At 61.7% G+C, this 25,880-nt stretch carries 22 protein-coding genes; 12 read left to right on the top strand and 10 right to left on the bottom strand.

Annotated elements, in window-relative coordinates:
• Positions 1 to 922: 922 nt before the first annotated feature.
• Entirely contained in the window at positions 923 to 2,335 is a 1,413-nt protein-coding gene (locus QMX97_RS25415) for a lytic transglycosylase domain-containing protein (protein ID WP_065906399.1), read from the bottom strand.
• A gap of 98 nt (positions 2,336 to 2,433) precedes the next feature.
• Complete coding sequence (gloB, locus tag QMX97_RS25420) at positions 2,434 to 3,201, bottom strand: hydroxyacylglutathione hydrolase (protein WP_282397816.1); 768 nt, start codon at positions 3,199 to 3,201, stop codon at positions 2,434 to 2,436.
• Between the two features lie 65 nt (positions 3,202 to 3,266).
• Here gloB and QMX97_RS25425 point away from each other — a divergent pair, with 65 nt between their 5' ends.
• The 5 genes from QMX97_RS25425 to QMX97_RS25445 all read left to right on the top strand — a co-directional run bounded on the left by QMX97_RS25425 (position 3,267) and on the right by QMX97_RS25445 (position 8,337).
• Entirely contained in the window at positions 3,267 to 4,025 is a 759-nt protein-coding gene (locus tag QMX97_RS25425; protein WP_201144156.1) for a methyltransferase domain-containing protein, read from the top strand.
• A 30-nt stretch (positions 4,026 to 4,055) separates the two neighbouring features.
• Positions 4,056 to 4,508 carry a ribonuclease HI gene (gene rnhA, locus QMX97_RS25430; protein WP_003173571.1) on the top strand — a complete coding sequence of 151 codons (453 nt, stop codon included), beginning with the start codon at positions 4,056 to 4,058 and terminating at the stop codon, positions 4,506 to 4,508.
• Between the two features lie 70 nt (positions 4,509 to 4,578).
• Positions 4,579 to 5,319, top strand: coding sequence for a DNA polymerase III subunit epsilon (gene dnaQ, locus QMX97_RS25435; protein WP_162946153.1), 741 nt, complete (start codon positions 4,579 to 4,581; stop codon positions 5,317 to 5,319).
• 187 nt (positions 5,320 to 5,506) lie between these two features.
• Positions 5,507 to 7,762, top strand: coding sequence for an Orn/Lys/Arg decarboxylase N-terminal domain-containing protein (locus QMX97_RS25440; RefSeq protein ID WP_282397817.1), 2,256 nt, complete (start codon positions 5,507 to 5,509; stop codon positions 7,760 to 7,762).
• 8 nt (positions 7,763 to 7,770) lie between these two features.
• Positions 7,771 to 8,337: a GNAT family N-acetyltransferase gene (locus QMX97_RS25445; RefSeq protein ID WP_213550699.1), complete on the top strand. Its 567-nt coding sequence runs from the start codon at positions 7,771 to 7,773 to the stop codon at positions 8,335 to 8,337.
• On the opposite strand, the gene QMX97_RS25450 is transcribed toward QMX97_RS25445, so the two are convergent.
• A complete protein-coding gene (locus QMX97_RS25450; RefSeq protein WP_120448362.1) occupies positions 8,327 to 9,247 on the bottom strand; it encodes a LysR substrate-binding domain-containing protein in 921 nt (306 codons plus the stop codon). The two genes, QMX97_RS25445 and QMX97_RS25450, sit on opposite strands and share 11 nt — an antisense overlap.
• A 155-nt stretch (positions 9,248 to 9,402) precedes the next feature.
• Here QMX97_RS25450 and gspG point away from each other — a divergent pair, with 155 nt between their 5' ends.
• Positions 9,403 to 9,849 carry a type II secretion system major pseudopilin GspG gene (gene gspG, locus QMX97_RS25455; protein ID WP_282397818.1) on the top strand — a complete coding sequence of 149 codons (447 nt, stop codon included), beginning with the start codon at positions 9,403 to 9,405 and terminating at the stop codon, positions 9,847 to 9,849.
• A gap of 102 nt (positions 9,850 to 9,951) precedes the next feature.
• Positions 9,952 to 10,296 (top strand): hypothetical protein, encoded by a 345-nt coding sequence (locus QMX97_RS25460; protein WP_282397819.1) that lies wholly within the window; start codon positions 9,952 to 9,954, stop codon positions 10,294 to 10,296.
• A gap of 63 nt (positions 10,297 to 10,359) precedes the next feature.
• Here QMX97_RS25460 and QMX97_RS25465 read toward each other — a convergent pair whose 3' ends face one another.
• The gene (locus QMX97_RS25465) at positions 10,360 to 10,596 is read right to left on the bottom strand and encodes a hypothetical protein (protein ID WP_027606489.1); all 237 of its coding nucleotides are present in this window, start codon (positions 10,594 to 10,596) and stop codon (positions 10,360 to 10,362) included.
• A 227-nt stretch (positions 10,597 to 10,823) separates the two neighbouring features.
• Here QMX97_RS25465 and QMX97_RS25470 point away from each other — a divergent pair, with 227 nt between their 5' ends.
• Entirely contained in the window at positions 10,824 to 11,381 is a 558-nt protein-coding gene (locus tag QMX97_RS25470) for an NAD(P)H-dependent oxidoreductase (protein WP_282397820.1), read from the top strand.
• Between the two features lie 57 nt (positions 11,382 to 11,438).
• Here the strand turns inward: QMX97_RS25470 and poxB are convergent, their stop codons facing one another.
• A complete protein-coding gene (gene poxB / locus QMX97_RS25475; RefSeq protein WP_201144160.1) occupies positions 11,439 to 13,163 on the bottom strand; it encodes a ubiquinone-dependent pyruvate dehydrogenase in 1,725 nt (574 codons plus the stop codon).
• Positions 13,164 to 13,240: 77 nt separating this feature from the next.
• Positions 13,241 to 14,473, bottom strand: coding sequence for an NADH:flavin oxidoreductase/NADH oxidase family protein (locus tag QMX97_RS25480; RefSeq protein ID WP_106804182.1), 1,233 nt, complete (start codon positions 14,471 to 14,473; stop codon positions 13,241 to 13,243).
• Between the two features lie 72 nt (positions 14,474 to 14,545).
• Here QMX97_RS25480 and QMX97_RS25485 point away from each other — a divergent pair, with 72 nt between their 5' ends.
• Complete coding sequence (locus QMX97_RS25485; protein WP_065906419.1) at positions 14,546 to 14,950, top strand: MerR family transcriptional regulator; 405 nt, start codon at positions 14,546 to 14,548, stop codon at positions 14,948 to 14,950.
• Between the two features lie 41 nt (positions 14,951 to 14,991).
• Here the strand turns inward: QMX97_RS25485 and QMX97_RS25490 are convergent, their stop codons facing one another.
• The 4 genes from QMX97_RS25490 to metH form a co-directional block, all read right to left on the bottom strand.
• On the bottom strand, positions 14,992 to 15,486 hold the full coding sequence (locus QMX97_RS25490; protein WP_065906424.1) for a DUF934 domain-containing protein: 495 nt from the start codon (positions 15,484 to 15,486) through the stop codon (positions 14,992 to 14,994).
• Positions 15,470 to 17,128, bottom strand: coding sequence for a nitrite/sulfite reductase (locus QMX97_RS25495; RefSeq protein WP_106804181.1), 1,659 nt, complete (start codon positions 17,126 to 17,128; stop codon positions 15,470 to 15,472). Before QMX97_RS25495 ends, QMX97_RS25490 begins: the two co-directional genes overlap by 17 nt.
• A gap of 404 nt (positions 17,129 to 17,532) precedes the next feature.
• Positions 17,533 to 17,751: a DUF2970 domain-containing protein gene (locus QMX97_RS25500; protein WP_065906428.1), complete on the bottom strand. Its 219-nt coding sequence runs from the start codon at positions 17,749 to 17,751 to the stop codon at positions 17,533 to 17,535.
• Positions 17,752 to 17,803: 52 nt separating this feature from the next.
• Positions 17,804 to 21,514 (bottom strand): methionine synthase, encoded by a 3,711-nt coding sequence (gene metH, locus QMX97_RS25505; protein WP_262131689.1) that lies wholly within the window; start codon positions 21,512 to 21,514, stop codon positions 17,804 to 17,806.
• A gap of 167 nt (positions 21,515 to 21,681) precedes the next feature.
• Between metH and QMX97_RS25510 the strand changes: the two genes are divergently transcribed.
• From QMX97_RS25510 to nfuA, 3 genes are all read left to right on the top strand, one after another.
• Positions 21,682 to 23,973, top strand: a complete 2,292-nt coding sequence (locus QMX97_RS25510) for a fatty acid cis/trans isomerase (RefSeq protein ID WP_282397821.1) — start codon at positions 21,682 to 21,684, stop codon at positions 23,971 to 23,973.
• Positions 23,974 to 24,037: 64 nt separating this feature from the next.
• Complete coding sequence (locus tag QMX97_RS25515; RefSeq protein ID WP_282397822.1) at positions 24,038 to 25,060, top strand: acyltransferase; 1,023 nt, start codon at positions 24,038 to 24,040, stop codon at positions 25,058 to 25,060.
• A 59-nt stretch (positions 25,061 to 25,119) separates the two neighbouring features.
• Complete coding sequence (gene nfuA, locus QMX97_RS25520) at positions 25,120 to 25,704, top strand: Fe-S biogenesis protein NfuA (RefSeq protein ID WP_003173594.1); 585 nt, start codon at positions 25,120 to 25,122, stop codon at positions 25,702 to 25,704.
• Positions 25,705 to 25,880 lie beyond the last annotated feature (176 nt).

Raw genomic sequence — 25,880 nt, forward strand, 5'->3', positions numbered from 1 at the left:
CACGCTCCAACACTTGGGCCGCGTCGCTTCGGATATTGCGATCCCACAGGGGATTGAAATAACGGCGACACCGCAATCCCCTGTGGGAGTTGTCGAGCTTCAGCGAGGCTGCGAAAGCGCTGTCTCAGGCGAAGAAAACGCCAGCAATGCCGCCGCCTTCGCAGCCTCACCAGGGTAAGCCAGCTCCCACACATGGGCCGCGTCGCTTCGGATATTGCGATCCCACAGGGGATTGAAATAACGGCGACACCGCAATCCCCTGTGGGAGTTGTCGAGCTTCAGCGAGGCTGCGAAAGCGCTGTCTCAGGCGAAGAAAATGCCAGCAATGCCGCCGCGTTCGCAGTCTCGCCAGGGCAAGCTCGCTCCCACACTTGGGCTGCGTCGCTTCGGATATTGCGATCCCACAGGGGATTGAAATAACGGCGACACCGCAATCCCCTGTGGGAGTTGTCGAGCTTCAGCGAGGCTGCGAAAGCGCTGTCTCAGGCGAAGAGAATGCCCGCAATGCCGCCGCCTTCGCAGCCTCACCGGGGCAAGCCAGTTCCCACACTTGGGCTGCGTCGCTTCGGATATTGCGATCCCACAGGGGATTGAAATAACGGCGACACCGCAATCCCCTGTGGGAGTTGTCGAGCTTCAGCGAGGCTGCGCAAGCGCTGTCTCAGGCGAAGAGAATGCCAGCAATGCCGCCGCCTTCGCAGCCTCACCGGGGCAAGCCAGCTCCCACACTTGGGCTGCGTCGCTTCGGATATTGCGATCCCACAGGGGATTGAAATAACGGCGACACCGCAATCCCCTGTGGGAGTTGTCGAGCTTCAGCGAGGCTGCGAAAGCGCTGTCGCAGGCGAAGAAAATGCCAGCGATGCCGCCGCCTTCGCAGCCTCGGCAAGCCAGCTCCCACCTACGCCCGCTCGTGAGCCGGTTACCGGGGCCCGGAAACCACCAGCATCTGCCCCGGCTTCAACGCCTGGCCAGTGCGCGGGTTCCAGCGCTTGAGATGTTGCATCTCGACGTTGAAACGTTTGGCGACGATATACAGCGAATCGCCTTTCTTGACCTTGTATTGCACCGGCTTCTTGCTGTCGGCCTTGGCGACCAACTTGCGCGTGTCCTGCATCACCAGGGTCTGGCCGACCTTGAGCGCCTGGCCGTTGAGCTTGTTCCAGCGCTGCAGATCATGCACATCGACCTTGTTCGCCTTGGCGATCAGCGTGAGGTTGTCGCCACTGCGCACCTTGTAGCTGCGGGTACGCCCGGCCACCCGTGCCGTTTCAACTTCGTCGAACACCGGCTTCTTCGGACGCAGCGCCAGCAATTCCTCGGGCTTCATCGCCGAAAGGCTGCTGGTGAGCAGTTGTGCCTTGGAACTTGGCACCAACAGATGCTGCGGGCCGTCCAGGGTGGTGCGCTGCTTGAGTGCCGGGTTGAGCTGGAACAGTTCGTCTTCGTCGATCTCGGCCAGCGCGGCGACCCGGGACAGGTCCATGCTCTGCTTGACTTCCACCACTTCGAAATACGGCGTGTTGGCGATCGGGTTCAGGTTGACGCCGTAGGCCTCAGGGGCCAGTACCACCTGGGACAGCGCCAGGAACTTGGGCACGTAGTCCTTGGTTTCCTGGGGCAGGGGCAGGTTCCAGTAATCGGTGGGCAGGCCGAGCTTCTCGTTGCGCTCGATGGCCCGGCTGACCGTGCCTTCGCCGGCGTTATAGGCGGCCAGCGCCAGCAGCCAATCACCGTTGAACATATCGTGCAGACGGGTCAGATAGTCCAGGGCGGCGGTGGTGGAGGCGGTGATATCGCGGCGGCCATCATAGGCGCGGGTCTGGCGCAGGTTGAAGTAGCGACCGGTGGAGGGGATGAACTGCCACAGGCCGACCGCATCGCTGCGCGAATAGGCCATTGGATTGTAGGCACTTTCGATCACTGGCAGCAGCGCCAGCTCCAGGGGCATGTTGCGCTCTTCAAGGCGTTCGACGATGTAATGAATGTAGAGACTGCCGCGTTCACCGGCGTTCTCCAGGAAGGACGGGTTGCTGGCGAACCACAGGCGCTGTTGCTCGATGCGTGGGTTGACGCCCAGGCCGTCCTGCAATTGAAAGCCCCGGCGCATGCGTTCCCAGACATCCTGGGGCACTTCGGGGCTGGGCTTCTCTGAAAGCCAAATAGGTTTTTGCTTGATCTTGGCGGCAAGATTGGGTTTGGGTTGCACGGTGGATTGTGCAGCGAAATTTGTCGATTGGCAGCCCGCCAGAGTCGCGGACACGGCCACCGCCACGGCTTGAGCCAGGCGGGTCAATGCGTCTGAATGGTTGGATTTACGAATAGATGACGACATTGGCTGGAAGTAAGTTCCGGGCAAAAATGTCGGGCGATTCTAGAAAGCACTTTGGTTCCGGTCAACCATTCAGAAATTGCGTATCAGATTGCATCCCGTTAGAACTTATCTTTCCAAGCCCTCAAGCTAGCAAACACCTCGGCCCCAGTGCGGTTGTCGCGGCCATTCCGTTCGTCCGCTTTTTGTTTAACGGATGTTTCAGCGGTACGCAAAAAGGGGTTGGTGAGTTTCTCCAGGGCCAGGTTGGACGGCAGCGTCATCTCGCCGCGGTCACGCAGTTGGCGGACGTTTTTCACGCGTTTGGCGATATCGGCGTTGTCCGGTTCCACCGCCTGGGCGAACTTGAGGTTGCTTTGTGTGTATTCGTGCGTGCAGTACACCCGCGTGTCGGCGGGCAGGGCGGCCAGGCGTTGCAGCGAAATGTGCATCTGCTCCGGCGTGCCTTCGAACAGGCGCCCGCAACCGGCGGCGAACAGGGTGTCGCCACACAGCAGCACGCCCTGGTGATAAAAGGCGATATGGCCCAGGGTGTGGCCGGGCACGGCGTACACGTCGAAATCCCAGCCGAGCACGTTGATACGGTCGTTATCCTGCAGGGCGACATCCCGCGCCGGGATGTTTTCGTTCGCCGGGCCGTAGACCTTGGCACCCGTCGCGCTTTTGAGTTGCTCGACACCGCCGACATGATCATGGTGATGGTGGGTGACCAGGATGTCGCTGAGGGTCCAGTCCGGGTTCTGCTTGAGCCAGGCCAGCACGGGCGCGGCATCGCCGGGGTCGACCACGGCGCAGCGGTTGGTCTCGGGGTCTTGTAACACCCAGATGTAGTTATCGGTGAAGGCGGGCAGGGCACTGATCTGTATCATTCTTCGATTCGCCAAGCTGAACACATTGGTGCATCTTAGAACGTCTAGGCGAGTTGGAGAATGCAATGACTGATAAAGCGTTCGCCCAGGCCGATCCTGAGTGGCTGGCACTGATCAGCGCCGCCCGCGAATGGCTGTCCGGGCCGATCGGGCAATTTCTGCTGGATGAAGAGCGGCGCATGCTCGAAGACGAGTTGGGCCGGTTCTTTGGCGGCTACCTGGTGCACTACGGCCCGTCGGCCCAGACACCGCCTGCCGCGCCGCAGGTGCAGCGCAACGTGCGCCTGGGGGCGCCGTTGCCGGGGGTGGAGATCGTCTGCGAAGAGCAGGCCTGGCCGTTGAGCGAGCACGCCGCCGATGTGGTGGTGTTGCAGCACGGCCTGGATTTCTGCCTGTCGCCCCACGGTTTGTTGCGCGAAGCGGCCAGCAGTGTGCGCCCAGGTGGCCATTTGCTGATTGTCGGCATCAACCCCTGGAGCAGTTGGGGCCTGCGCCATGTGTTCGCCCATGATGGCTTGCGCCAGGCACGCTGCATCTCGCCGTCACGGGTTGGCGACTGGCTGAACCTGCTGGGCTTCGCGCTGGAGAAACGCCGCTTCGGGTGCTATCGTCCGCCGCTTGCGTCCGCCAAGTGGCAAGGCCGGCTGGCCGGCTGGGAACGCCGCGCGGGTGCCTGGCAGTTGTCTGGCGGCGGCTTCTATTTATTGGTGGCGCGCAAGATCGTGGTCGGGCTGCGTCCCGTGCGCCAGGTACCACGCCAGTCCATGGGCAAGCTGGTGCCGATGCCGATGGCCAAGGTCAACCGCAAGCAAAGCGAACCGTAAAACTTTTTTTGATTTCAGACCGAGCAACCGATGACCGATAGCGTAGAACTCTTCACTGATGGTGCCTGCAAGGGCAACCCCGGCCCTGGCGGCTGGGGCGCGTTGCTGGTGTGCAAGGGCGTGGAGAAGGAGTTGTGGGGTGGCGAAGCCAACACCACCAACAACCGCATGGAACTGATGGGCGCGATTCGCGGCCTCGAAGAACTCAAGCGCCGCTGCAACGTGCTGCTGGTGACCGACTCGCAATACGTGATGAAGGGCATCAACGAGTGGATGGTCAACTGGAAGAAGCGTGGCTGGAAAACCGCGGCCAAGGAACCGGTGAAGAATGCCGACCTGTGGCAACTGCTCGATGAGCAGTGCAACCGCCATGACATCACCTGGAAATGGGTGCGCGGTCACATCGGCCATCCGGGCAACGAGCGCGCCGACCAACTGGCCAATCGGGGCGTGGATGAAGTGCGCGGCTACAAGCAGAGTTGAAGCCGGCTGACGTGTTAACATCGCGCCCTTTGATTCACACCACACCGTTGAGAGCTGAACCCTGATGGCCATCCGATCTGTTGTACTCGATACCGAAACCACCGGCATGCCGGTGACCGACGGCCACCGGATCATTGAAATCGGCTGTGTCGAACTGATGGGTCGCCGCCTTACCGGTCGCCACTTCCACGTCTACCTGCAACCGGATCGCGACAGTGACGAGGGCGCGATCGGCGTCCACGGCATCACCGACGAGTTCCTCAAGGGCAAGCCGCGATTCGCCGAAGTGGCGGACGAGTTCTTCGAATTCATCAACGGCGCCCAGCTGATCATCCATAACGCGGCGTTCGACGTCGGCTTCATCAATAACGAATTTGCCCTGATGGGGCAGACGGATCGCGCGGACATTTCCCAGCACTGCTCGATCCTCGACACCTTGATGATGGCCCGCGAGCGTCACCCCGGCCAGCGCAACAGCCTCGATGCGTTGTGCAAGCGGTATGGCGTCGACAACTCCGGCCGTGAACTCCACGGCGCCTTGCTCGACTCCGAGATTCTCGCCGACGTTTACCTGACCATGACGGGCGGGCAAACCAGCCTGTCCCTGGCAGGGAACGCGTCCGATGGCAGCGGTTCGGCGGAAGGCTCGGGCAACCGGCCTTCGGAGATCCGTCGCCTGCCGGCGGACCGCAAGCCCACCACGATCATCCGCGCCAGCGAGCAAGACCTGGCCGAGCATGCCGCGCGCCTGGAAGCGATTGCCAAGTCGGCGGGCGCGCCGGCGTTGTGGACTCAACTGACCCAGCAATAACCGTCCCCTGTGGGAACCGGCTTGCCGGCGATAGCGATGTATCAGCCATGGATAACGCGGCTGGCTCGACGCTATCGGCGGCGAGCCGGCGCCTGCAGCTGATGTGCATCGCTTTCAAAATCTTCATTCGCGCCATTGCCCGCAAGCTTCTACCCTGAGTGCATAGCCCTCAGGACTGCCCGCACCCATGTACAAAGACCTGAAGTTCCCAGTGCTGATCGTGCACCGTGACATCAAGGCCGACACCGTTGCCGGTGATCGGGTTCGAGGCATCGCCGGGGAGTTGGAGCAAGAGGGCTTCAGTATCTTTTCCGCGGTGGACTACGCCGAAGGCCGGCTGGTGGCCTCTACCCATCATGGCCTGGCGTGCATGCTGATTGCCGCTGAAGGCGCCGGCGAAAACACCCACCTGCTGCAGAACATGGTCGAGCTGATCCGCCTCGCGCGGGTGCGGGCGCCGAACCTGCCGATCTTTGCCCTGGGCGAGCAAGTCACCCTGGAGAACGCCCCGGCCGATGCCATGAGCGAACTCAACCAACTGCGGGGCATTCTTTACCTGTTCGAAGACACCGTGCCGTTTCTCGCCCGCCAAGTGGCGCGTGCGGCGCGCACTTACCTGGACGGCCTGTTGCCGCCGTTTTTCAAGGCGCTGGTGCAGCACACCGCCGACTCCAATTATTCCTGGCACACCCCCGGCCATGGCGGCGGCGTGGCTTATCGCAAGAGTCCGGTGGGGCAGGCGTTTCATCAGTTCTTTGGCGAGAACACCCTGCGCTCGGACTTGTCGGTCTCGGTGCCCGAACTAGGCTCGCTGCTCGATCACACCGGGCCGCTGGCCGAAGCCGAAGCCCGCGCCGCGCGTAACTTTGGCGCCGATCACACGTTCTTCGTGATCAACGGCACGTCGACCGCCAACAAGATCGTCTGGCACTCCATGGTCGGGCGCGACGACCTGGTGCTGGTGGACCGCAATTGCCACAAGTCGGTGTTGCATTCGATCATCATGACCGGTGCCATCCCGCTGTACCTGTGCCCGGAACGCAACGAACTGGGGATCATCGGCCCGATCCCCCTGAGTGAATTCAGCCCGGAATCGATCCGTGCCAAGATCGAGGCCAGCCCGCTGGCCCGTGGTCGACCGGCAAAGGTCAAGCTGGCGGTGGTGACCAACTCCACCTATGACGGGCTGTGCTACAACGCCGAGCTGATCAAGCAGCAATTGGGCAACAGTGTCGAGGTGCTGCACTTTGACGAGGCCTGGTACGCCTACGCTGCCTTCCACGAGTTCTTCGCCGGCCGCTATGGCATGGGCACCTCGCGGACCGCGGACAGCCCGCTGGTGTTCACCACCCACTCAACGCACAAGCTGTTGGCGGCGTTCAGCCAGGCTTCGATGATCCATGTGCAGGACGGCGGCGCCCGCCAGTTGGACCGTGATCGGTTCAACGAAGCGTTCATGATGCATATTTCCACCTCGCCGCAGTACAGCATCATCGCCTCGCTGGACGTGGCCTCGGCGATGATGGAAGGCCCCGCCGGGCGTTCGCTGCTGCAGGAAATGTTCGACGAGGCCCTGAGCTTTCGTCGCGCGCTGGCCAATCTGCGCCAGCACATTGCCGCTGAGGACTGGTGGTTTTCCATCTGGCAACCGCCCTCGGTGGCCGGTATCGACCGCGTGGCGACGGCGGATTGGCTGTTGCAGCCGCAGGATGATTGGCACGGCTTCGGCGATGTGGCTGAGGACTATGTGCTGCTGGACCCGATCAAAGTCACCCTGGTGATGCCGGGACTCAACGCCGGTGGCGCCCTGAGCGACTGCGGCATTCCTGCGGCGGTGGTCAGTAAATTCCTCTGGGAACGTGGGCTGGTGGTGGAAAAGACCGGGTTGTATTCCTTCCTGGTGCTGTTTTCGATGGGCATCACCAAGGGTAAATGGAGTACCTTGCTCACCGAGTTGCTGGAGTTCAAGCGCAACTACGACGCCAATGCCAGCCTGGCCAGTTGTTTGCCATCGGTGTTCGCACAGGGCCCGTTGCGCTATCAGGGCCTCGGCCTGCGCGACCTGTGCGATCAGTTGCATAGCTGTTACCGTAGCAACGCGACCGCCAAGCACCTCAAACGGATGTACACGGTTTTACCGGAAATCGCGATGAAACCGGCGCACGCCTACGACCAACTGGTCAGGGGCGAGGTGGAAGCGGTGTCTATCGATGCGTTGCCAGGGCGCATAGCCGCGGTGATGCTGGTGCCTTATCCGCCCGGCATCCCGCTGATCATGCCGGGCGAGCGCTTTACCGAGTCGACGCGATCGATCATTGACTACCTGGCCTTTGCCCGGACGTTCGATAGCAGTTTTCCCGGTTTTGTCGCCGATGTTCATGGATTGCAACACGAAGACGACGGCAGTGGTCGTTGTTACACCGTCGATTGCATCAAGGGTTAAGAATGTTTATGCAAGCTGTAATGAACCCGAAGTATCCGGGGCTCAGTGTACGGGTCGCCGACGAAGGCTTTGATGCCTACGTGTGGGGCAATGACTTCAGCTTTGAGGTCGTTGCCTACGGTGAGCCGCAGATGGACAAGCGGGTCGATCAATGGCCCGTGGAGCGCATCGTGCCGTACCGCAAGTGCTATGGCATCGACCCGGAGGAATTCGCCAGTTTTCGCGATGCGCCGGACAGTGCGATCTTCATGGCGTATCTGGATGATCGGGCGGTCGGGCATATCGTGATCAGTACCAACTGGAACGGCTTTGCCCACGTGGACGAGTTGGCGGTGGCGTTGCCCGCGCGACGCCATGGGGTGGCCAAGGCGTTGCTGGATGTGGCGCAGTTCTGGAGCCGCAAGAAAAACCTGCCGGGCATGATGCTCGAAACCCAGAACAACAACCTGGGGGCCTGCCGTTTGTATGAGCGTTGCGGCTATGTGATGGGCGGGATCGACCACCTGCGCTATCGCGGCATTGATCCGCAGACCCGCGAAGTGGCGATTTTCTGGTATCGGTTGTTCAAGGTGTAGGGGCGAGGGGTTTGGTGTCGCTGGCGAGCAGGCCCTCGGCCTTTTGCGTGACGATCTCCAGCAACGCATTCAGGGCCGGTGAGGCCACGCCCTCCTTGAGGGTCAGCGCATACAGGCTGACCATGATCGGCGGCGACACCGGGCAGGCATCCAGCCCGGCCTCGCGCGCACCGAACGCGGTGAAGGGGTCGACAATCGCCAGGCCTTCGCCGGCTTCCACCATGCTGCGCATCATCTGGTAAGTCTGCACCCGTGTCTGCACCACCGGCAGCGGGCGCAAGGCTTGCAGCTTGGCGTCCAGCAGGCGGCTGAGCGGGTCTTGTCCTTCCAGGCCGATCATCGATTGGCCGGCCAGGTCCTGCAGCGCAATGTACTTTTGCTTGGGCTTGAGCCAGCCATGGGGTGCCAGCAGTTGCAGCTTGCCTTGGGCCAGCACGCTGCAGTGGATTTGCGGGTGCTGCGGGTCATGCAGGCTCAAGCCGACGTCGGCTTCATGCAGCAGCAGGCTCCGGACGATATCCCGCGTCGGCTGGCTGGAGAGGTTGCATGGTGTGTCCTGGAAGCGTCGGCGCAGCACTGCAATACTGTGTGGCAACAATTGGTTGGCCAGCGGCGGGGTGCAGAGGGCGCGCAAGGTCGGAGCGTGATGGTGTTTCAAACGGCTGGCCAGGCGTTGCACCGGTTCCAGTGCTTCCTGCAGGTGGGCCATTTCGACCTGCAGCTCCAGGGTCTCGCGGGTCGCTTGCAAGCGACCACGCACGCTGGCGAACAACATGAAACCCACTTGCTGCTCGGCATCCTTGAGCGTCGCCTCTACATCGCCCACAGGCAGTTGCAACCATTCGGCGGCCGTGCCGAGGTGTCCGGTCTGCAAGATGGCCTGAATCACTTCGATATGACGTAAACGCATGGCCGGAGTCTAGGGTCAGGAGGACGGGGATTCAATGGGTGGGCAAAAAAGAGCTGGGGCGTTGATTGGCGTCGACTACCGTTAATCATGCACGCAACTGCAACCAGCAGGCTGTATAAAGAGTGTTCAATCGCGCGATGACGGAGAGCCTTACCATGCCGGGAAGTACCAGGGTCAATACCCTCCAGCTCCAACACGGCTTTACCCGGTGGGCGGTGTTGGTGGCACTCGTCATCATTGGCTTGCTCGCACTCGCCGTGGGCCCGCGATTGTTTGGCGATGTGGTGCTGACGGAAATTTCCACGGCCAAGACCCAGGTGGCCACGCTCGGTGCAGCCGTCGAGCGGTTTCACCAGGACACCGGCCGCTACCCGACTGACAGCGAGGGCCTTGAGGCCCTGGCCACGCAGCCGGCGGGCGAGACGAAATGGAAGGGGCCTTATGTCGACGAAGACCTGCTGAGCGATCCCTGGGGCGTTGCCTATCAGTACCACTTCCCGCCTACCCAAACGCGAACGCCGTTCAATCTGTTTTCGTTCGGCAAGGACCGCACACTGGGGGGCGTGGGTGAGAACAAGGATATTACCTACGGCGACCAGTAAATCATCTGGCATTACCCATCGACCTGATTAGAATGGCTCGTCTGATCGACAACGACCAAAGCCGGTGACCGGCACACACAACAAAAACAGGTCTGGTCTCATATGCGTTTGCCCTCGATATTCCTCGGGGTAACGGCCAAGCCACTGCTGGTCCTGGTGACCGTAGGGTGCGTGGCCGCTTATCTCTTCAGCAATCATGACGAAATCACCCCGCAAAACCTTGCCCTGGAGGCGTTTATCCGTACCGAGGAACAGGTGGGCGCGCAGGTGGGTACGGTGCTGGACATGACGCTGGTCAGGCAGGTGGTGGCGTATCCCGCGTACAACTCGCCGGGCTACACGCGCCTGATGTATGCGGTGGAGGGCGAGCGGGGGAGGTTGATGGTGACACTCAAGCAAGTCGACGGGGAGCCGGGGCTGGAAATCACCGAGATCCGCCGGCCGTGATCGCCCGGCCCAGTCAATGCCGTCAATGGCCGGGACTGAGCGGGTACGTTCGGGGGATCAGGCTTATGAAGCGAGGGTGGTCTGCGATTCGCGCACGATGATGGTCCCCGACTGGATCAGCTTGAACTCATCGCCTTCCAGTTTTTCTACACGGTCGCCAATGGCCAGCTTGTAGGTGGTGGTGGGTGCCGAGCCAGCCAGGTCGCCTTGCGCCGGGTTGGATTCCTGGAACTCATGCACCGAGTACACACGTCCTTCTGCGTCTCTGGCATGAAACTGTCCGACTAGTACTGCTGCCATCTGTTTAGAACCTCTGGAGATAAACACTCGATTTGCGGTGGTGTAGACCGTCATAGAGCGGGGTAGTTTACCTATGGAAAAAAAATACTATTCGCTGACCTTTTCAGACACTTCCTACGCATTGGGCTGCGAGACAAACGCCTGGAGGATTATCAAAACCTTCTGGTGAACGCGCCGCGAAGACTCTATAACTACAAGCTCCTTTAGTCAGACGTCGGGAAACCCCAATGAGCAAGGTCTACACGATTGCCGTCCTGGTTGGCAGCTTGAGAAAAGACTCGATCAACCGCAAGGTCGGCCTGGCATTGGCCGAACTGGCCCCTGCCAACCTAAAGTTGAACATTGTGGAAATTGGCGATTTGCCGCTCTACAACGAAGACATCGACGGTGCTGCGCCGCCGGCAGCGTACAGTACTTTCCGTCAGCAAGTACGCTCATCCGACGCGGTGCTGTTTGTGACCCCGGAGTACAACCGCTCCGTGCCCGCCCCGTTGAAGAATGCGATTGACGTGGGTTCGCGCCCATACGGCCAAAGTGCCTGGAGCGGCAAGCCGGGCGCCATCATCAGCGTGTCGCCGGGTGCGATTGGTGGGTTTGGCGCCAACCACCACCTGCGTCAGTCGCTGGTGTTCCTCAATGTGCCGTGCATGCAGCAACCGGAGGCCTACCTGGGTGGCGCGGGCAGCGTGTTCGATGAGTCCGGCAAGGTCTCGGACAAGACCAAGCCGTTCCTGCAGGCCTTTATTGATGCCTACGGCCAGTGGGTAGAAAAACAGACAGCCTGAGCCGATAACCCGAGCCAAACGGGGGAGTGGGCACGCCCGCTCCCCGCCCAGCCGGCTTTATCGCAGCCAGTTGGTGCGCGCCAGTTCGATCACTTCATCGCCGCGCCCGCTCATCACCGCCTTGAGCATATACAGGCTGAAGCCCTTGGCCTGCTCCAGCTTGATGGTCGGTGGCATCACCAGTTCCTGGGTCGCGGTGACCACGTCCACCAGCACCGGGCCATCATGGGCCAGGGCACGACGCAGGGCCGGTTCCAGGTCTTCGGATTGCTCCACGCGAATGCCGAGGATGCCCATGGCGTTGGACATCGCCGCGAAGTCCGGGTTTTTCAACTCGGTGCCGGCATCCAGGTAGCCGGCGGCCTTCATTTCCATGGCGACAAAACCCAGGGATGAGTTATCGAACACGATGACTTTGACCGGCAACTGCAGCTGTGCCAACGAGATGAAATCCCCCATCAACATGGCAAAGCCGCCGTCACCCGACATCGAGATCACTTGCCGCCCGGGGAATGCCGCCTGGGCACCGATGGCCTGGGGCATGGCATTGGCCATGGAACCATGGTTGAACGAGCCGATCAGCCGGCGCCGGCCGTTCATCTTCAAGTAGCGCGCGGCCCACACGGTCGGCGAGCCGACGTCGGCGGTGAAGATGGCATCGTCATCGGCCAGTTCACTGAGCAGGCGCGCGACGTACTGCGGGTGAATCGGTCGATTGGCCTTCGACGGTTGCGCGAGGTCATCCAGCCCCTGGCGGGCTTTCTCGTAGTGCTTCAGGGAGGTCTCGAGGAAGCTGCGATCGGTCTTGCGGGTCAGGCGTGGCAGTAGCGCGTCGAGGGTCTCGCTGACGTCGGCGGCGATGCCCAGGTCCAGTGTGGCACGACGGCCCAGCGCCTGCGGGTTGCGGTCGACCTGGATGATCTTCGCGTCAGTCGGGTAGAACTGGCGATACGGGAAGTCGGTGCCGAGCATGATCAGCGTGTCGCAGTCGAGCATGGCGTGGTAACCGGAGCTGAAGCCGATCAGGCCGGTCATGCCCACGTCGAACGGGTTGTCCCATTCCACGTGCTCCTTGCCGCGCAGGGCGTGCACCACTGGGGCACCCAGGGCGTCGGCCAGGGCGACCACCTGATCGTGGGCACCGGCGCAGCCACTGCCGCACAGCAGGGTGACTTTCTCGCTGCTCTCGAGGATTTCAGTCAGGCGCTGCAGGTCCTGTTCCGCCGGCAGGGTGCGCGGTGCGTGCAGGGCCGGCCAGGGCTTGAGTTTGTCTTCGACCTCCAGCAGCGACACATCCCCCGGAATCACCACCACCGCCACACCGCGATTGAGGATCGCCGAGCGCATGGCGCGGTGCAGCACGTGCGGCATCTGCTCGGGGTTGGTGACCAGCTCGATGAAGTGGCTGCACTCCTTGAACAACTCCTGGGGATGGGTTTCCTGGAAGTAGTTCAGGCCGATCTCGGACGAAGGGATCTGCGCCGCAATCGCCAGTACCGGCACATGGTTGCGATGGCAGTCGAACAGGCCATTGATCAAGTGCAGGTTGCCCGGCCCGCAGCTGCCGGCGCACACGGTCAGTTCACCAGTGGCGGCGGCCTCGGCACCGGCGGCGAAGGCGGCCACTTCTTCGTGGCGCACGTGCATCCACTCGATGCTGTCCATGGTGCGCAGGGCGTCGGTGAGGCCATTGAGGCTGTCGCCGGTCAGGCCCCAGATGCGCTTGATGCCCGCCTGTTCAAGGGTGGTCGCCAATTGCTGGGCCAGGTTGATTTTCGCCATGAAGAACTCCAATCGTCAGTGAGGTTAAAAATTGCTGATCAATAGGGGACAGTTCGATCACGGCGAATGCTCCGCGCTTAATGTGAAGATTGCGTCATGGCCGCACGGTATTGCCGGGTACGCCGCGCGATAAACCACTGGTCGCGGACCAGCGCCGTCCATGCGATCACCTTGGGATTGGGCCGGTGTCCACGGCTCAGGCGGCGCATCTGGTAGCGCACCACGGCGAGGATGGCGAGGGCGGCCAGGGGTTTGCGCTTCCAGTCGATAGGTTGCAGTTGCGGGTTGAGGTCGCGGCCTTCGCGCCAGTGCTTGATCAGTTGCGGCTCCAGGGTCAGCGCGGTGGCGATGCCGGCCATGGCAATGCCGCTGTCGAGCACTTGTTGCACGATGGGCAGGCGGCGAATGCCACCGGTGACCATTACCGGCATCGTGGCGATGGCGGCCACTTCGCTGGCGAACGCCAGGAAGTAGGCTTCGCGTGCCAGGGTGCGGCCGTCGCGTGCTTCGCCCTGCATGGCCGGTGCTTCATAGCTGCCGCCGGACAGCTCGAGCAGGTCGATGGGCAGCGGGTTGAGCATCTCGATCACGGCGCGCGCGTCGGCCTCGTCGAAGCCGCCGCGCTGGAAGTCCGCCGAATTGAGCTTGACTGCTACGCAAAATGACGCGCTGACGTTGGCGCGCACTGCGTGGATCACCTCCAGCAGCAGGCGCGCACGGTTCTCCAGCGAACCACCCCAACGGTCGGTGCGCCGATTGCTCAGCGGCGACAGAAACTGGCTGATCAGGTAGCCATGCGCGCCGTGAATCTGTACCCCGGTAAAGCCGGCTTTTTCAGCCAGGCGGGCGCTGGTGGCGAAGCGCTTGATCACGTCCTGGATATCCTCCTCCGTCATGGCCCTGGGCTTGGCGAACATCTTGGAAAAGCCGCCCAGGTCAAGGGCGACGGCGGAAGGTGCTATTGCCTGCTGGCCCAGGTTGGCCATGGTCTGGCGGCCCGGATGGCTGAGCTGCACCCAGAAATGCACGCCCTTGGCGCGGGCCACATCGGCCCATTCGCGAAAGCTGTCCAGGTGCTGTTCGTCTTCGAGGGCCACGCCGCCGGGACCGGTCATGGCGTGGCGGTCGATCATCACGTTGCCGGTCAGCAGCAGGCCCGGCTCGCCGTCTGCCCAGGTCTTGTATAACTGCTTCAATTCGCGGGACGGGGCCTGTTGGGCATCCGCCATATTCTCTTCCATCGCGGCCTTGGCGATACGGTTGGCGATGACTTGGCCATTGGGCAGTTGCAAGGGTTCAAAGGGTGACATGGGTTGACTCCTGAGCAGGGGAGGCCTCAGGCTAAGCTTAAAGTTAACTTTAATGTCAAGCAGGCAGTGTCGATGAATATTGGTGAGTTGGCCAAACAGAGCGGGCTGGCGGCGTCGCGTATCCGTTTCTATGAAGCCGAAGGGCTGATCAGCCAGGTGGGGCGCCAGGCCAATGGCTATCGCCGCTATGCACCGGAGGCCTTGCAGACGCTGCGCTTGATCCAGAGCGCGCAGCAGGCCGGTTTCACCTTGCAGGAACTCAAGGCGCTGATGCCGGCCCCCGGCGAGCACAAGCGCGACGAGCTGATCGAGGCGCTCGAGCGCAAGGTCGAGCAGATTGAAGCGATGCAGGCGCAACTGGCGCACAGCAAGGCGCAGTTACTCGGGGTGATCGACGCGGTACGCGCGCAACCGGAAGGTGTGCCGTGTTCGATGGGGCAGAAACAGGTGCTGGCGTCGATCAAACTCAACTCATAAAAAAAGCCCTGGCATGCCAGGGCTTTTTCATTTGTGCAGACTCAGCGGCGACGGAACAGCGGCAGCGGTTCATCCGTTGCAGCCTGGTACGTCACCGAGAAATCCTTGAGGCTTTCCAGTGCTTCGTACGGGTCTTTGTCGGCGCGCAAGGCGAAGGCATCGAAGCCGCAGCGGTGCAGGTAGAACAGCTGGTCGCGCAGCACGTCGCCAATCGCCCGCAGCTCGCCCTTGTAACCGTAGCGGTCACGCAACAGGCGGGCGTTGGAGTAGTTGCGACCATCGGTGAAGGCCGGGAAGTTCAGGGCGATAACCTGGAAGTGCGCCACGTCTTCGCCGATTTCCTCGGCCTCTTCATCGGCGTCCAGCCACACACCCAGACCGCCGTCGCGGGCCTTGAGGGCGTGGCCGTGTTCGCGCCACAGGGCCAACGGCACGATCAGGTCGTCGCAGTTGGAAATGCCATCGAAGCTCGCGTCCTTGGGCAGCAGGTGCCAGGTTTCGTCGACGACTTCGTTGTTCTTAATGATTCGCTGCATAGACGCGCTCCTTGAACAGGTCAATGCCGATGCGCTGGTAGGTGTCGATGAAACGCTCATCTTCGGTGCGCTGTTCGATGTACACGTCGATCAGCTTGCCGATCACCTCGGGCATGGCTTCCTGGGCGAAGGACGGGCCGAGGATCTTGCCCAGGCTCGCATCGCGGCTGGCGCTGCCACCCAGGGACACTTGGTAGAATTCTTCGCCTTTCTTGTCCACGCCCAGGATGCCGATGTGGCCGACGTGGTGGTGACCACAGGCGTTCATGCAACCGGAGATGTTCAAGTCCAGCTCGCCGATGTCGAACAGGTAGTCCAGGTCGTCGAAGCGGCGCTGGATCGATTCGGCGATCGGGATCGACTTGGCGTTGGCCAGGGAGCAGAAGTCGCCGCCCGGGCAGCAGATGATGTCGGTCAACAGGCCGATGTTCGGCGTGGCGAAACCGCCTTCGCGCAGCTCGCCCCACAGGGTGAACAGTTGGCTCTGTTCAACGTCCGCGAGAATGATGTTCTGCTCGTGGGAAGTACGCAGTTGACCGAAGCTGTAGCGGTCGGCCAGGTCGGCGACGGCGTCCAGCTGTTTGTCGGTGATATCGCCCGGGGCAACGCCGGTCGGTTTCAGCGACAGGGTCACGGCCACATAGCCAGGACGTTTGTGCGCCAGGGTGTTGCGGGTGCGCCAGCGGGCAAAGCCTGGGTGCTGCTGGTCGAGCGCGGCGAGCTCGGCGTCCTGATTGCTCAGGGCCTTGTACTCGGGGTCGACGAAGTGCTTGGCCACACGGTGTACTTCGGCTTCGGTCAGGGTGGTCTGGCCGCCGCGCAGGTGTTCCATCTCGGCGTCGACTTTCTGGGCGAATACCTCAGGGGTCAGCGCCTTGACCAGGATCTTGATCCGGGCCTTGTACTTGTTGTCACGACGGCCATAGCGGTTGTAGACCCGCAGGATCGCGTCGAGGTAGCTCAACAGGTCCTGCCACGGCAGGAATTCGTTGATGAACGCACCGACCACCGGGGTCCGGCCGAGGCCACCGCCCACCAGCACGCGGAAGCCCAGCTCGCCGGCGGCGTTGTACACCGGCTCCAGGCCGATATCGTGGACTTCGATGGCCGCACGGTCCGAAGTCGAGCCATTGATGGCGATCTTGAACTTGCGCGGCAGGTAGGCGAATTCTGGGTGGAACGTCGTCCATTGGCGGACGATTTCACACCAGGGGCGTGGGTCGATCAGTTCGTCGGCGGCAACGCCGGCAAACTGGTCGGTGGTCACGTTGCGCAGGCAGTTACCGCTGGTCTGAATGGCGTGCATCTGCACGGTCGCCAGTTCGGCCAGGATGTCCGGCACATCTTCCAGCGCCGGCCAGTTGAACTGCACGTTCTGGCGGGTACTGATGTGGGCATAGCCTTTGTCGAAGTCGCGGGCAATCTTGGCCATCATGCGCATCTGGCGCGAGGTCAACTGGCCGTAGGGCACGGCAACTCGCAACATCGGCGCAAAGCGCTGAACATAAAGGCCATTTTGCAGGCGCAGAGGGCGGAACTCTTCTTCGCTCAGTTCACCTGCTAGGTAGCGTCGGGTCTGATCACGGAACTGCTTGACGCGGTCCTCGATGATGCGCTGATCGTATTCGTCGTATACGTACATATAGGTCCTGTTCTCGGCAAATCTGCGCGCACGGCCGCGCACTCCCAACGGAGCCGGCGCACGATACCAGTTTGCGTTTATGCGCAAAAGTGATGTTTGAGTATATGCAAATAACCAAAATGACTAATGAGAACGGTTATCGCGATACCCACATTTGTCATGCGGGCAATCGTCGACTTTACTGTGATCGTGTCTGAACGTGATCACCTATAAAACCGACAAGAGGCGATGCGATGAGCAATTCGACAAAAGCCCGTAAACCCGACAGTACCGTGGACGCCTGGGCCATTCTGTTCTTGATAATCCTGGTGGTTGGAACTGCCGTGTTCTGGGTCAGCCACCAGTAGTTATAGATACGGACCCCTGTAAGAGCTGGCTTGCCAGCTCTGACAGACAGGTTGGGTTTATACGCCAGCCACGTGCAGCACCAGTTGCACGATGCCAAACAGCGTCAGCGCAAACACCGCCGTGAACAGAATGCCCAGGATCACAAAGTGGCTGGGCTTGCCGTGGGTGAAGTCGCGGGCGCGGTTCTTGCCGCTCTGCACGCCAAAGGCGGCCGCCATCACGCTGTGGAGCATCTGCCAGAAGGTTGGCGGCTTGTTGTTGGCTGGATCGTCCATACATCCCTCGACACAAGGTGTGTGAGGGACAGCATAGACAATCCCCCAGGCGTCAGTTGTCGTAGCCCAGGTTGGGGGCCAACCAGCGCTCCGTCACGGCCAGGTCCTGGCCTTTGCGTGCGGTGTAGCTGCTGACCTGGTCCTTGTCGATCTTGCCCACGGCAAAATACTGCGCCTGCGGGTGGGCGAAGTACCAACCGCTGACCGCCGCCGCCGGGAACATCGCGTAGTGCTCGGTGAGGAACACACCGCTGCGCCCGGCGTGCATTTCGCGGGCCTCGGGGTCGAGCAGTTGGAACAGCTGGGCTTTCTCGGTGTGATCCGGGCAGGCCGGGTAGCCGGGGGCAGGGCGGATGCCGCTGTACTGCTCCTTGATCAGCGCCTCGTTATCCAGTTGCTCGTCCTTGGCATACCCCCAGTGCTCTTTACGCACCTGCTGGTGCAGCCACTCGGCGCAGGCTTCGGCGAGGCGGTCGGCGAGGGCCTTGACCATGATCGAGTTGTAGTCGTCCCCCGCGTCCTGGTAGGCCTTGGCCACTTCTTCGGCGCCGATGCCGGCGGTGGTGATGAAGCCACCGATGTAGTCGGTCACGCCGCTGTCCTTGGGTGCGACGAAGTCGGCCAGGGAGAAGTTCGGCTTGCCGTCGGTCTTGATGATCTGCTGGCGCAGGTGGTGCAGCCGGGCGATCGGTTGGCCGTCATCACCGTAGACTTCCAGGTCATCGTCCTGCACCTGGTTGGTCGGCCAGAAGCCGAACACCGCACGTGCGCTGATGAGCTTTTCGTCGATCAGTTTCTTGAGCATTTCCTGGGCATCGGCATACAGCGCGGTGGCGGCTTCGCCGACCACTTCATCGTCGAGGATGCGCGGGAATTTGCCGGCCAGGTCCCAGGAGATAAAGAAAGGGGTCCAGTCGATGTACTCGGCCAGCACCTTGAGGTCGATATTGTCCAGCACCCTGGAGCCGGTAAAGGTCGGCTTCACCGGCGTGTAGGTTGCCCAGTCGAACTGCGGCTTCTTGGCGATGGCTGCCGGGTAGCTCAGGCGTTCGGTGCGCGCGCTGCGGTTGGAGGTGCGCTCGCGCACGTCGATGTATTCCAGGCGGGTCTTCTCGACGAAGCCGGCCTTCAGCTCCTTGGACAGCAGCTGCGTGGCCACGCCCACCGCGCGCGAGGCGTCGGTCACGTAGATCACTGCGTCGTTGCTGTACTTGGGTTCGATCTTCACCGCCGTGTGCGCCTTGGAAGTGGTCGCGCCGCCGATCATCAGCGGCAGGTAGAAGTCCTGGCGCTGCATCTCGCGGGCCACGTGGACCATCTCGTCCAGGGACGGGGTGATCAGGCCCGAGAGCCCGATGATGTCGCACTTCTGCTCCTTGGCCACCTGCAGGATCTTCTCCGCCGGCACCATCACGCCCAGGTCGACAATGTCATAGCCGTTGCAACCGAGCACCACGCCGACGATGTTCTTGCCGATGTCGTGCACGTCGCCCTTCACCGTCGCCATCAGGATCTTGCCCTTGGCTTCCGGCTTGTCGCCTTTTTCCAGCTCGATGAACGGGATCAAGTGGGCCACGGCCTGCTTCATCACGCGTGCGGACTTGACCACCTGGGGCAGGAACATTTTGCCGGCGCCGAACAGGTCGCCGACGATGTTCATGCCGGACATCAACGGGCCTTCGATCACCTCGATCGGGCGCGCGAACGACTGGCGGGATTCCTCGGTGTCTTCGACGATGTGGGTGGTGATGCCCTTGACCAGTGCGTGTTCCAGGCGCTTGTTGACGTCCCAGCCACGCCATTCCTCGGTCTCGGCTTCCTTGACGCTGCCGTCACCCTTGTACTTGTCGGCAATGGCGAGGAGGGCATCGGTGCCTTCCGGGGTGCGGTTGAGCACCACGTCTTCCACGGCGTCGCGCAGCTCGGTCGGGATCTGGTCGTAGATCTCCAACTGCCCGGCGTTGACGATCCCCATGGTCAGGCCGTTGCGGATCGCATACAGCAGGAACACCGAGTGGATCGCCTCGCGCACCGGGTTGTTGCCGCGGAACGAGAACGACACGTTGGACACGCCGCCGGAGGTCAGCGCGTATGGCAGCTCGTCGCGGATATAGGCACAGGCGTTGATGAAGTCGACGGCGTAGTTGTTGTGCTCCTCGATACCGGTGGCGACCGCGAAGATGTTCGGGTCGAAGATGATGTCTTCCGGCGGGAAGCCGACTTCATTCACCAGGATGTCGTAGGAGCGTTTGCAGATTTCTTTCTTGCGCGCCTCGGTGTCGGCCTGGCCGGCTTCGTCGAACGCCATCACCACAACAGCCGCGCCGTAGCGTTTGCACAGCTTGGCATGGTGAATGAACTGCTCGACGCCTTCCTTCATGCTGATCGAGTTGACGATGCCCTTGCCCTGGATGCACTTGAGACCAGCCTCGATGACTTCCCACTTCGAGGAGTCGATCATGATCGGTACGCGGGAAATGTCCGGTTCGCCGGCAATCAGATTGAGGAAGGTCACCATGGCCTTCTTCGAATCCAGCATGCCTTCGTCCATGTTGATGTCGATCACCTGGGCGCCGGCTTCGACTTGCTGCAGGGCGACTTCCAGGGCCTCGGTGTAGTTGTCTTCACGGATCAGGCGGGCAAAGCGCGCGGAGCCGGTGATGTTGGTCCGCTCGCCGACGTTGACGAACAGCGAGCTGCGATCAATCGTGAACGGCTCCAGGCCCGACAGGCGGCAGGCCTTGGGAATGTCCGGGATCACGCGCGGCGCATACCCGGCCACGGCCTTGGCGATGGCTTCGATATGGCCCGGCGTGGTGCCGCAGCAGCCGCCGACGATATTCAGGAAGCCGCTCTGGGCGAATTCCTCGATGACTTTGGCGGTTTGCGACGGCAGTTCGTCGTACTCGCCGAATTCGTTGGGCAGGCCGGCGTTGGGGTGCGCGGACACATGGGTGTTGGCCTTGTTCGACAGCTCCTCCAGGTACGGGCGCAACTCGCTGGCACCCAGGGCGCAGTTGAGGCCGACGGACAGCGGCTTGGCATGGGCCACGGAGTTCCAGAACGCTTCGGTGGTCTGGCCCGACAGGGTACGGCCGGAGGCGTCGGTGATGGTGCCGGAGATCATGATCGGCAGCTCGACATTCAACTCCTCGAACACGCCTTGCACGGCGAAGATCGCGGCCTTGGCGTTGAGGGTGTCGAAGATGGTCTCGATCAGGATCAGGTCGGCGCCACCTTCGATCAGGCCCTTGGTGGCCTCGGTGTAGTTCTCCACCAGTTCATCGAAGGTCACGTTGCGGTAGCCGGGGTTGTTCACGTCCGGCGACAGCGAGCAGGTGCGGCTGGTAGGGCCGAGCACGCCGGCGACGAAACGCGGCTTGGCCGGGTTTTCCAGGGTCTTGGCGTCGGCGATCTTGCGCGCCAGGCGTGCGCCTTCCACGTTCAATTCGTAGGCCAGTTCTTCCATGCCGTAGTCGGCCATGGAAATGCGCGTGGCGTTGAAGGTGTTGGTTTCGAGGATGTCGGCACCGGCATCCAGGTAGGCTTTTTCGATGCCGCCGATCACGTCCGGACGGGTGATCACCAGCAGGTCGTTGTTGCCCTTGACGTCGCTTGGCCAATCGGCGAAGCGCTTGCCGCGGTAGTCCTGCTCTTCGAGCTTATAGCTCTGGATCATCGTGCCCATGCCGCCGTCGAGGATCAGGATGCGTTCCTTGAGGGCTTGGTGAAGGGCGTGCAGGCGAGCGCTACGATCGGGCATGGGACTACTCTAGTTCAGGCATTACGGAGGGCGTGGATCATAGCAAACCTGTGCGCTTTTAGAGCATGCAAGGTTTTTGCATGAATATCGCTCACGTTGATGACGCGTCGACATCGGTAGACTTGTCGGTAATTTTTCAGCGCACGCATTGAATCGGGACCGGATACATGTCACTTCGTCTTATCGTCAGCGCCGTCCTGGCCTTGATAGCCAGTACTGCCACGGCAGAAGGTCCCGCTCCGGCGATCTCTTATACCCGCGACATCCAACCGATCTTCACCGAGAAATGCGTGGCCTGCCATGCCTGCTACGACTCCGCTTGCCAATTGAACCTGGGCAGCGCCGAGGGCGCGGCGCGCGGGGCTACCAAAGTGCCGGTGTACGACGGCGAACGCAGCCAGGCCACGCCGACGACCCGATTGTTCTACGACGCCTTCGGCAAGCAGGCCTGGCAGCAGAAGGGCTTCTATTCGGTACTCGATGCCCAGGGCAGCCAGGCCGCGCTGATGGCGCGCATGCTGGAGCTAGGGCATAACGCGCCGCTGCAGCCGAATGCCAAGTTGCCCGAAGAGATCGTGCTGGGCCTGAACCGCGAGAACATGTGCGCAATGCCCGGCGAATTCAACGCCTATGCCGGCGCCCATCCCAAGGAAGGCATGCCGCTGGCCGTCACCGGCCTGACCGACCAGCAATACCAGACCCTGCAACGCTGGCTGGCCTCCGGCGCGCCGATTGATGAGCAGGGCCTGGCGCCCAGCGCCAGGGAAGCGCTGCAGGTGCAGCAGTGGGAAAACCTCTTCAACCAACCGGGCGCCCGCGAAAGCCTGGTGGCGCGCTGGTTGTTCGAACATCTGTTCCTCGCGCACATCTATTTCGAGAACGGCGAGCCGGGGCATTTCTTCCAATGGGTGCGTTCGCGCACGCCAAGCGGCCAGCCCGTCGACCTGATCGCCACGCGCCGCCCGAATGACGACCCCGGCACCCAGGTGTACTACCGGTTGTGGCCAGTGCAGGGCGTGATCGTGCATAAAACCCACATCACGTACCCGTTCAGCGCGGCGAAGATGGCGCGCATCAAGGAGTTGTTCTACGCCGGCAACTGGCAGGTCGACGCCTTGCCGGGTTACGGGCCGGGCCGTCGTGCCAACCCGTTCGAAACCTTCGAGGCGATCCCGGCCAAGGCGCGCTACCAGTTCATGCTCGATAACGCCGAGTATTTCGTACGCACCTTCATTCGCGGGCCGGTGTGCCGTGGGCAGATCGCCACGGACGTGATCCGCGACAACTTCTGGGCCCTGTTCCAGGACCCCGAGCACGACCTGTACATCACCGATGCGCGTTATCGCGGCCAGGCCACGCCGCTGCTGGCGATGCCGGGGCAGAACGATGACGTCGGCAGCGTGCTGAGCCTGTGGCTGGCCTACCGCGACAAACGCAATGAATACGAGGCCTTGCGCCGCGACAGTTACGCCGATCTGCCGCCGCCGAGTTGGTCGAGCCTGTGGGCCGGCAATGACAATGCCTTGCTGAGTATCTTCCGCCACTTCGACAGCGCCTCGGTGACCAAGGGCCTGATCGGTGAGGTGCCACAGACGATGTGGCTGTTCGACTACCCGCTGCTGGAACGCACCTATTACCAATTGGCGGTGAACTTCGATGTGTTCGGCAATGTGTCGCACCAGGCCCAGACCCGCCTGTACTTCGACTTGATCCGCAACGGCGCCGAGCAGAACTTCCTGCGCCTGATGCCGGCCGACAGTCGCGAGGATTTCCTCGACGACTGGTACCAGAACAGCGGCAAGCTCAAGTTGTGGCTGGACTACGAGTCCATCGACGACGACACGCCCACCGGCCTGCACCTGGATGCCAAGGACCCCAAACGTGACTTTGCCAACCAGTTGCTCGCGCGATATGGCGACCTGAATGCCAGTCCGGACCCGATCAACCGTTGTGACGGCGCCTTCTGCTCGCGTGACGGGATCGACCCGGCGCTGCAGGATGCCGAGCAGGCCCTGAGTCGCCTGACGGCGCGCCCGGCAGCCGGGCTCAAGGTCATCGACCAATTGCCTGAGGCGACGATGCTGCGGATCGAGACCACCCGCGGCAAGCGCGTGGTCTACAGCATGTTGCGCAACCGCGCGCACAGTAACGTGGCGTTCCTGCTGGGTGAGGCCTACCGCTATCAGCCGGGCCTGGACACCGTGACCATCTACCCCGGCGTGCTCAGCAGCTACCCGAACTTCATGTTTAACATTCCTGCGCAGGAAGTCCCCGAGTTCGTCGCCGAAATGGAGCGGGCCAAGGACGCCAACCGCTTTGAGAAGATTGTCGACCGCTGGGGCGTGCGCCGCAGCCATCCGTTGTTCTGGCAGTACTTCCATGATTTGTCGCGCTACATCCGCGAAACCACGCCGGTGGAAGAGGGTGTGCTGGATATGAACCGCTACGAGAATCTTTGATCGACCTTTGTCCGCCCGCCATGGTCCCAACTTCAGGCATCGGTGTTGGGAAGGGTGGCGGACAATGTTGATCTCGGTACAGGCGCTGCGCGCTCTGGCGGCCTGGACAGTGGTGGGGCACCACTTCATGCAGATTTTCTTCGGCTTCAAGGCGGACACCGTCCTGGGCCGGCTGTTTGTGGAAAAGGGCGCGGCGGGCGTGGACGTGTTTTTCGTGATCAGCGGCCTGGTGATCTTCCTGTCCACCCAGGACAAGGACCTGCCGCCCTGGCGATTCCTGCTCTACCGCCTGTTGCGCATCGTGCCGGCCTATTGGTTCTACACCTTGCTGATGGCCTTGCTGGTGGTAGTTGCCCGGCCAATGCTGCCGGATCAGAGCGTCGATGCGGCCCATGTGCTGATGTCATTGTTCTTTATCCCTTCCGAGAACCCCGGCGGCTATGGGGTGTACCCGACGCTCAACGTGGGCTGGACGCTGAACTACGAAATGCTCTTCTACCTGCTGTTCGCCTGGGCGCTGCTGTTCCGTCGGCAGTGGCGATTGCTGGTGGTCGCGGCGCTGTTGTTCGCGGTGTGCGAGGCCTGGACGTCATTCGGCTGGATCAGCGAGTTCTACCGCTCGGATATCGTGGTCGAGTTCTTGATGGGCATCGGCATTGGCATGCTCTACCGCAAGGGCTGGATTCGTCCCGGCGTGTGGCTGCCGTTGCTGGGCGTCGCCGCCGCGCTGCTGGCGATCTACCATTGGCCGGCTTCGCCACGGGCGCTGACCTGGGGCCTGCCCAGCGCGGTGCTGGTGGTGGCGTGCATGGCGCTGGAGCGCTTCTTTGCGGACAATCGATTGCTTAAAGTGCTGGGGGACTGTTCCTATTCGGTGTATCTGCTGCACGTGCTGGTGTTGTCCGCCGGTGGTTACGCCGCCCAGCGCTACGGCCTGAACCCGTATGCCGTACTGGCGGTGTGCGTGGTGATCATCGGCCTGGGTGCCCTGGGCAGCTACCGTTGGCTGGAAAAGGGTAGTTATCGCCTGCTCAAGGGCTGGTTCGATGGCGACCAACGGTCAAATTTATCCCGACAAAAATACTAGGACTTTGTACCTCTGTAATGATTTGGCGTAAACTGCCCGCAAGCCTGTGAGGAGTTTCCATGACTGCCATAACCATTACCGACGCCGCCCACGATTACCTGGCCGACCTGCTGTCCAAGCAGAACACCCCGGGTATTGGTATCCGCGTCTTTATTACCCAGCCCGGCACCCAATACGCCGAGACTTGCATTGCCTACTGCAAGCCTGGGGAAGAGAAACCTGAAGACACCGCGCTGGGGCTGAAAAGCTTCACCGCGTACATCGACGCCTTCAGCGAAGCCTTCCTCGACGACGCCGTGGTCGACTACGCCACCGACCGTATGGGCGGCCAGCTGACCATCAAGGCGCCGAACGCCAAGGTGCCGAACGTCAATGCTGACAGCCCGGTCAACGAGCGCATCAACTACTACCTGCAAACCGAGATCAACCCGGGACTGGCCAGCCACGGCGGTCAGGTCAGCTTGATCGATGTAGTGGAAGACGGTATCGCCGTATTGAAATTCGGCGGCGGCTGCCAGGGCTGCGGCCAGGCGGACGTGACCCTGCGCGAAGGCATCGAGCGCACCCTGCTGGAACGTATTCCAGAGCTCAAGGGTGTACGCGACGTGACTGACCACACGCAGAAAGAAAACGCCTACTACTGAGTAAGGCGTTCATTGCGAACAAAAAAAACGGCGCCCCGTGAGCGCCGTTTTTTTATGCTTTAAATTCAATGATTTACGCTATCCATCTGACAAATTAGATCAAGAGTGGGAGCGGGCTTGCTCGCGAATGCGGTGCCCCAGTCACTCAATTAGTTGACTGACGCACCGCATTCGCG

This window comes from Pseudomonas sp. PS01298 (assembly GCF_029959745.1).
In the GTDB taxonomy this organism is placed as follows: Bacteria; Pseudomonadota; Gammaproteobacteria; order Pseudomonadales; family Pseudomonadaceae; genus Aquipseudomonas; species Aquipseudomonas aylmerensis.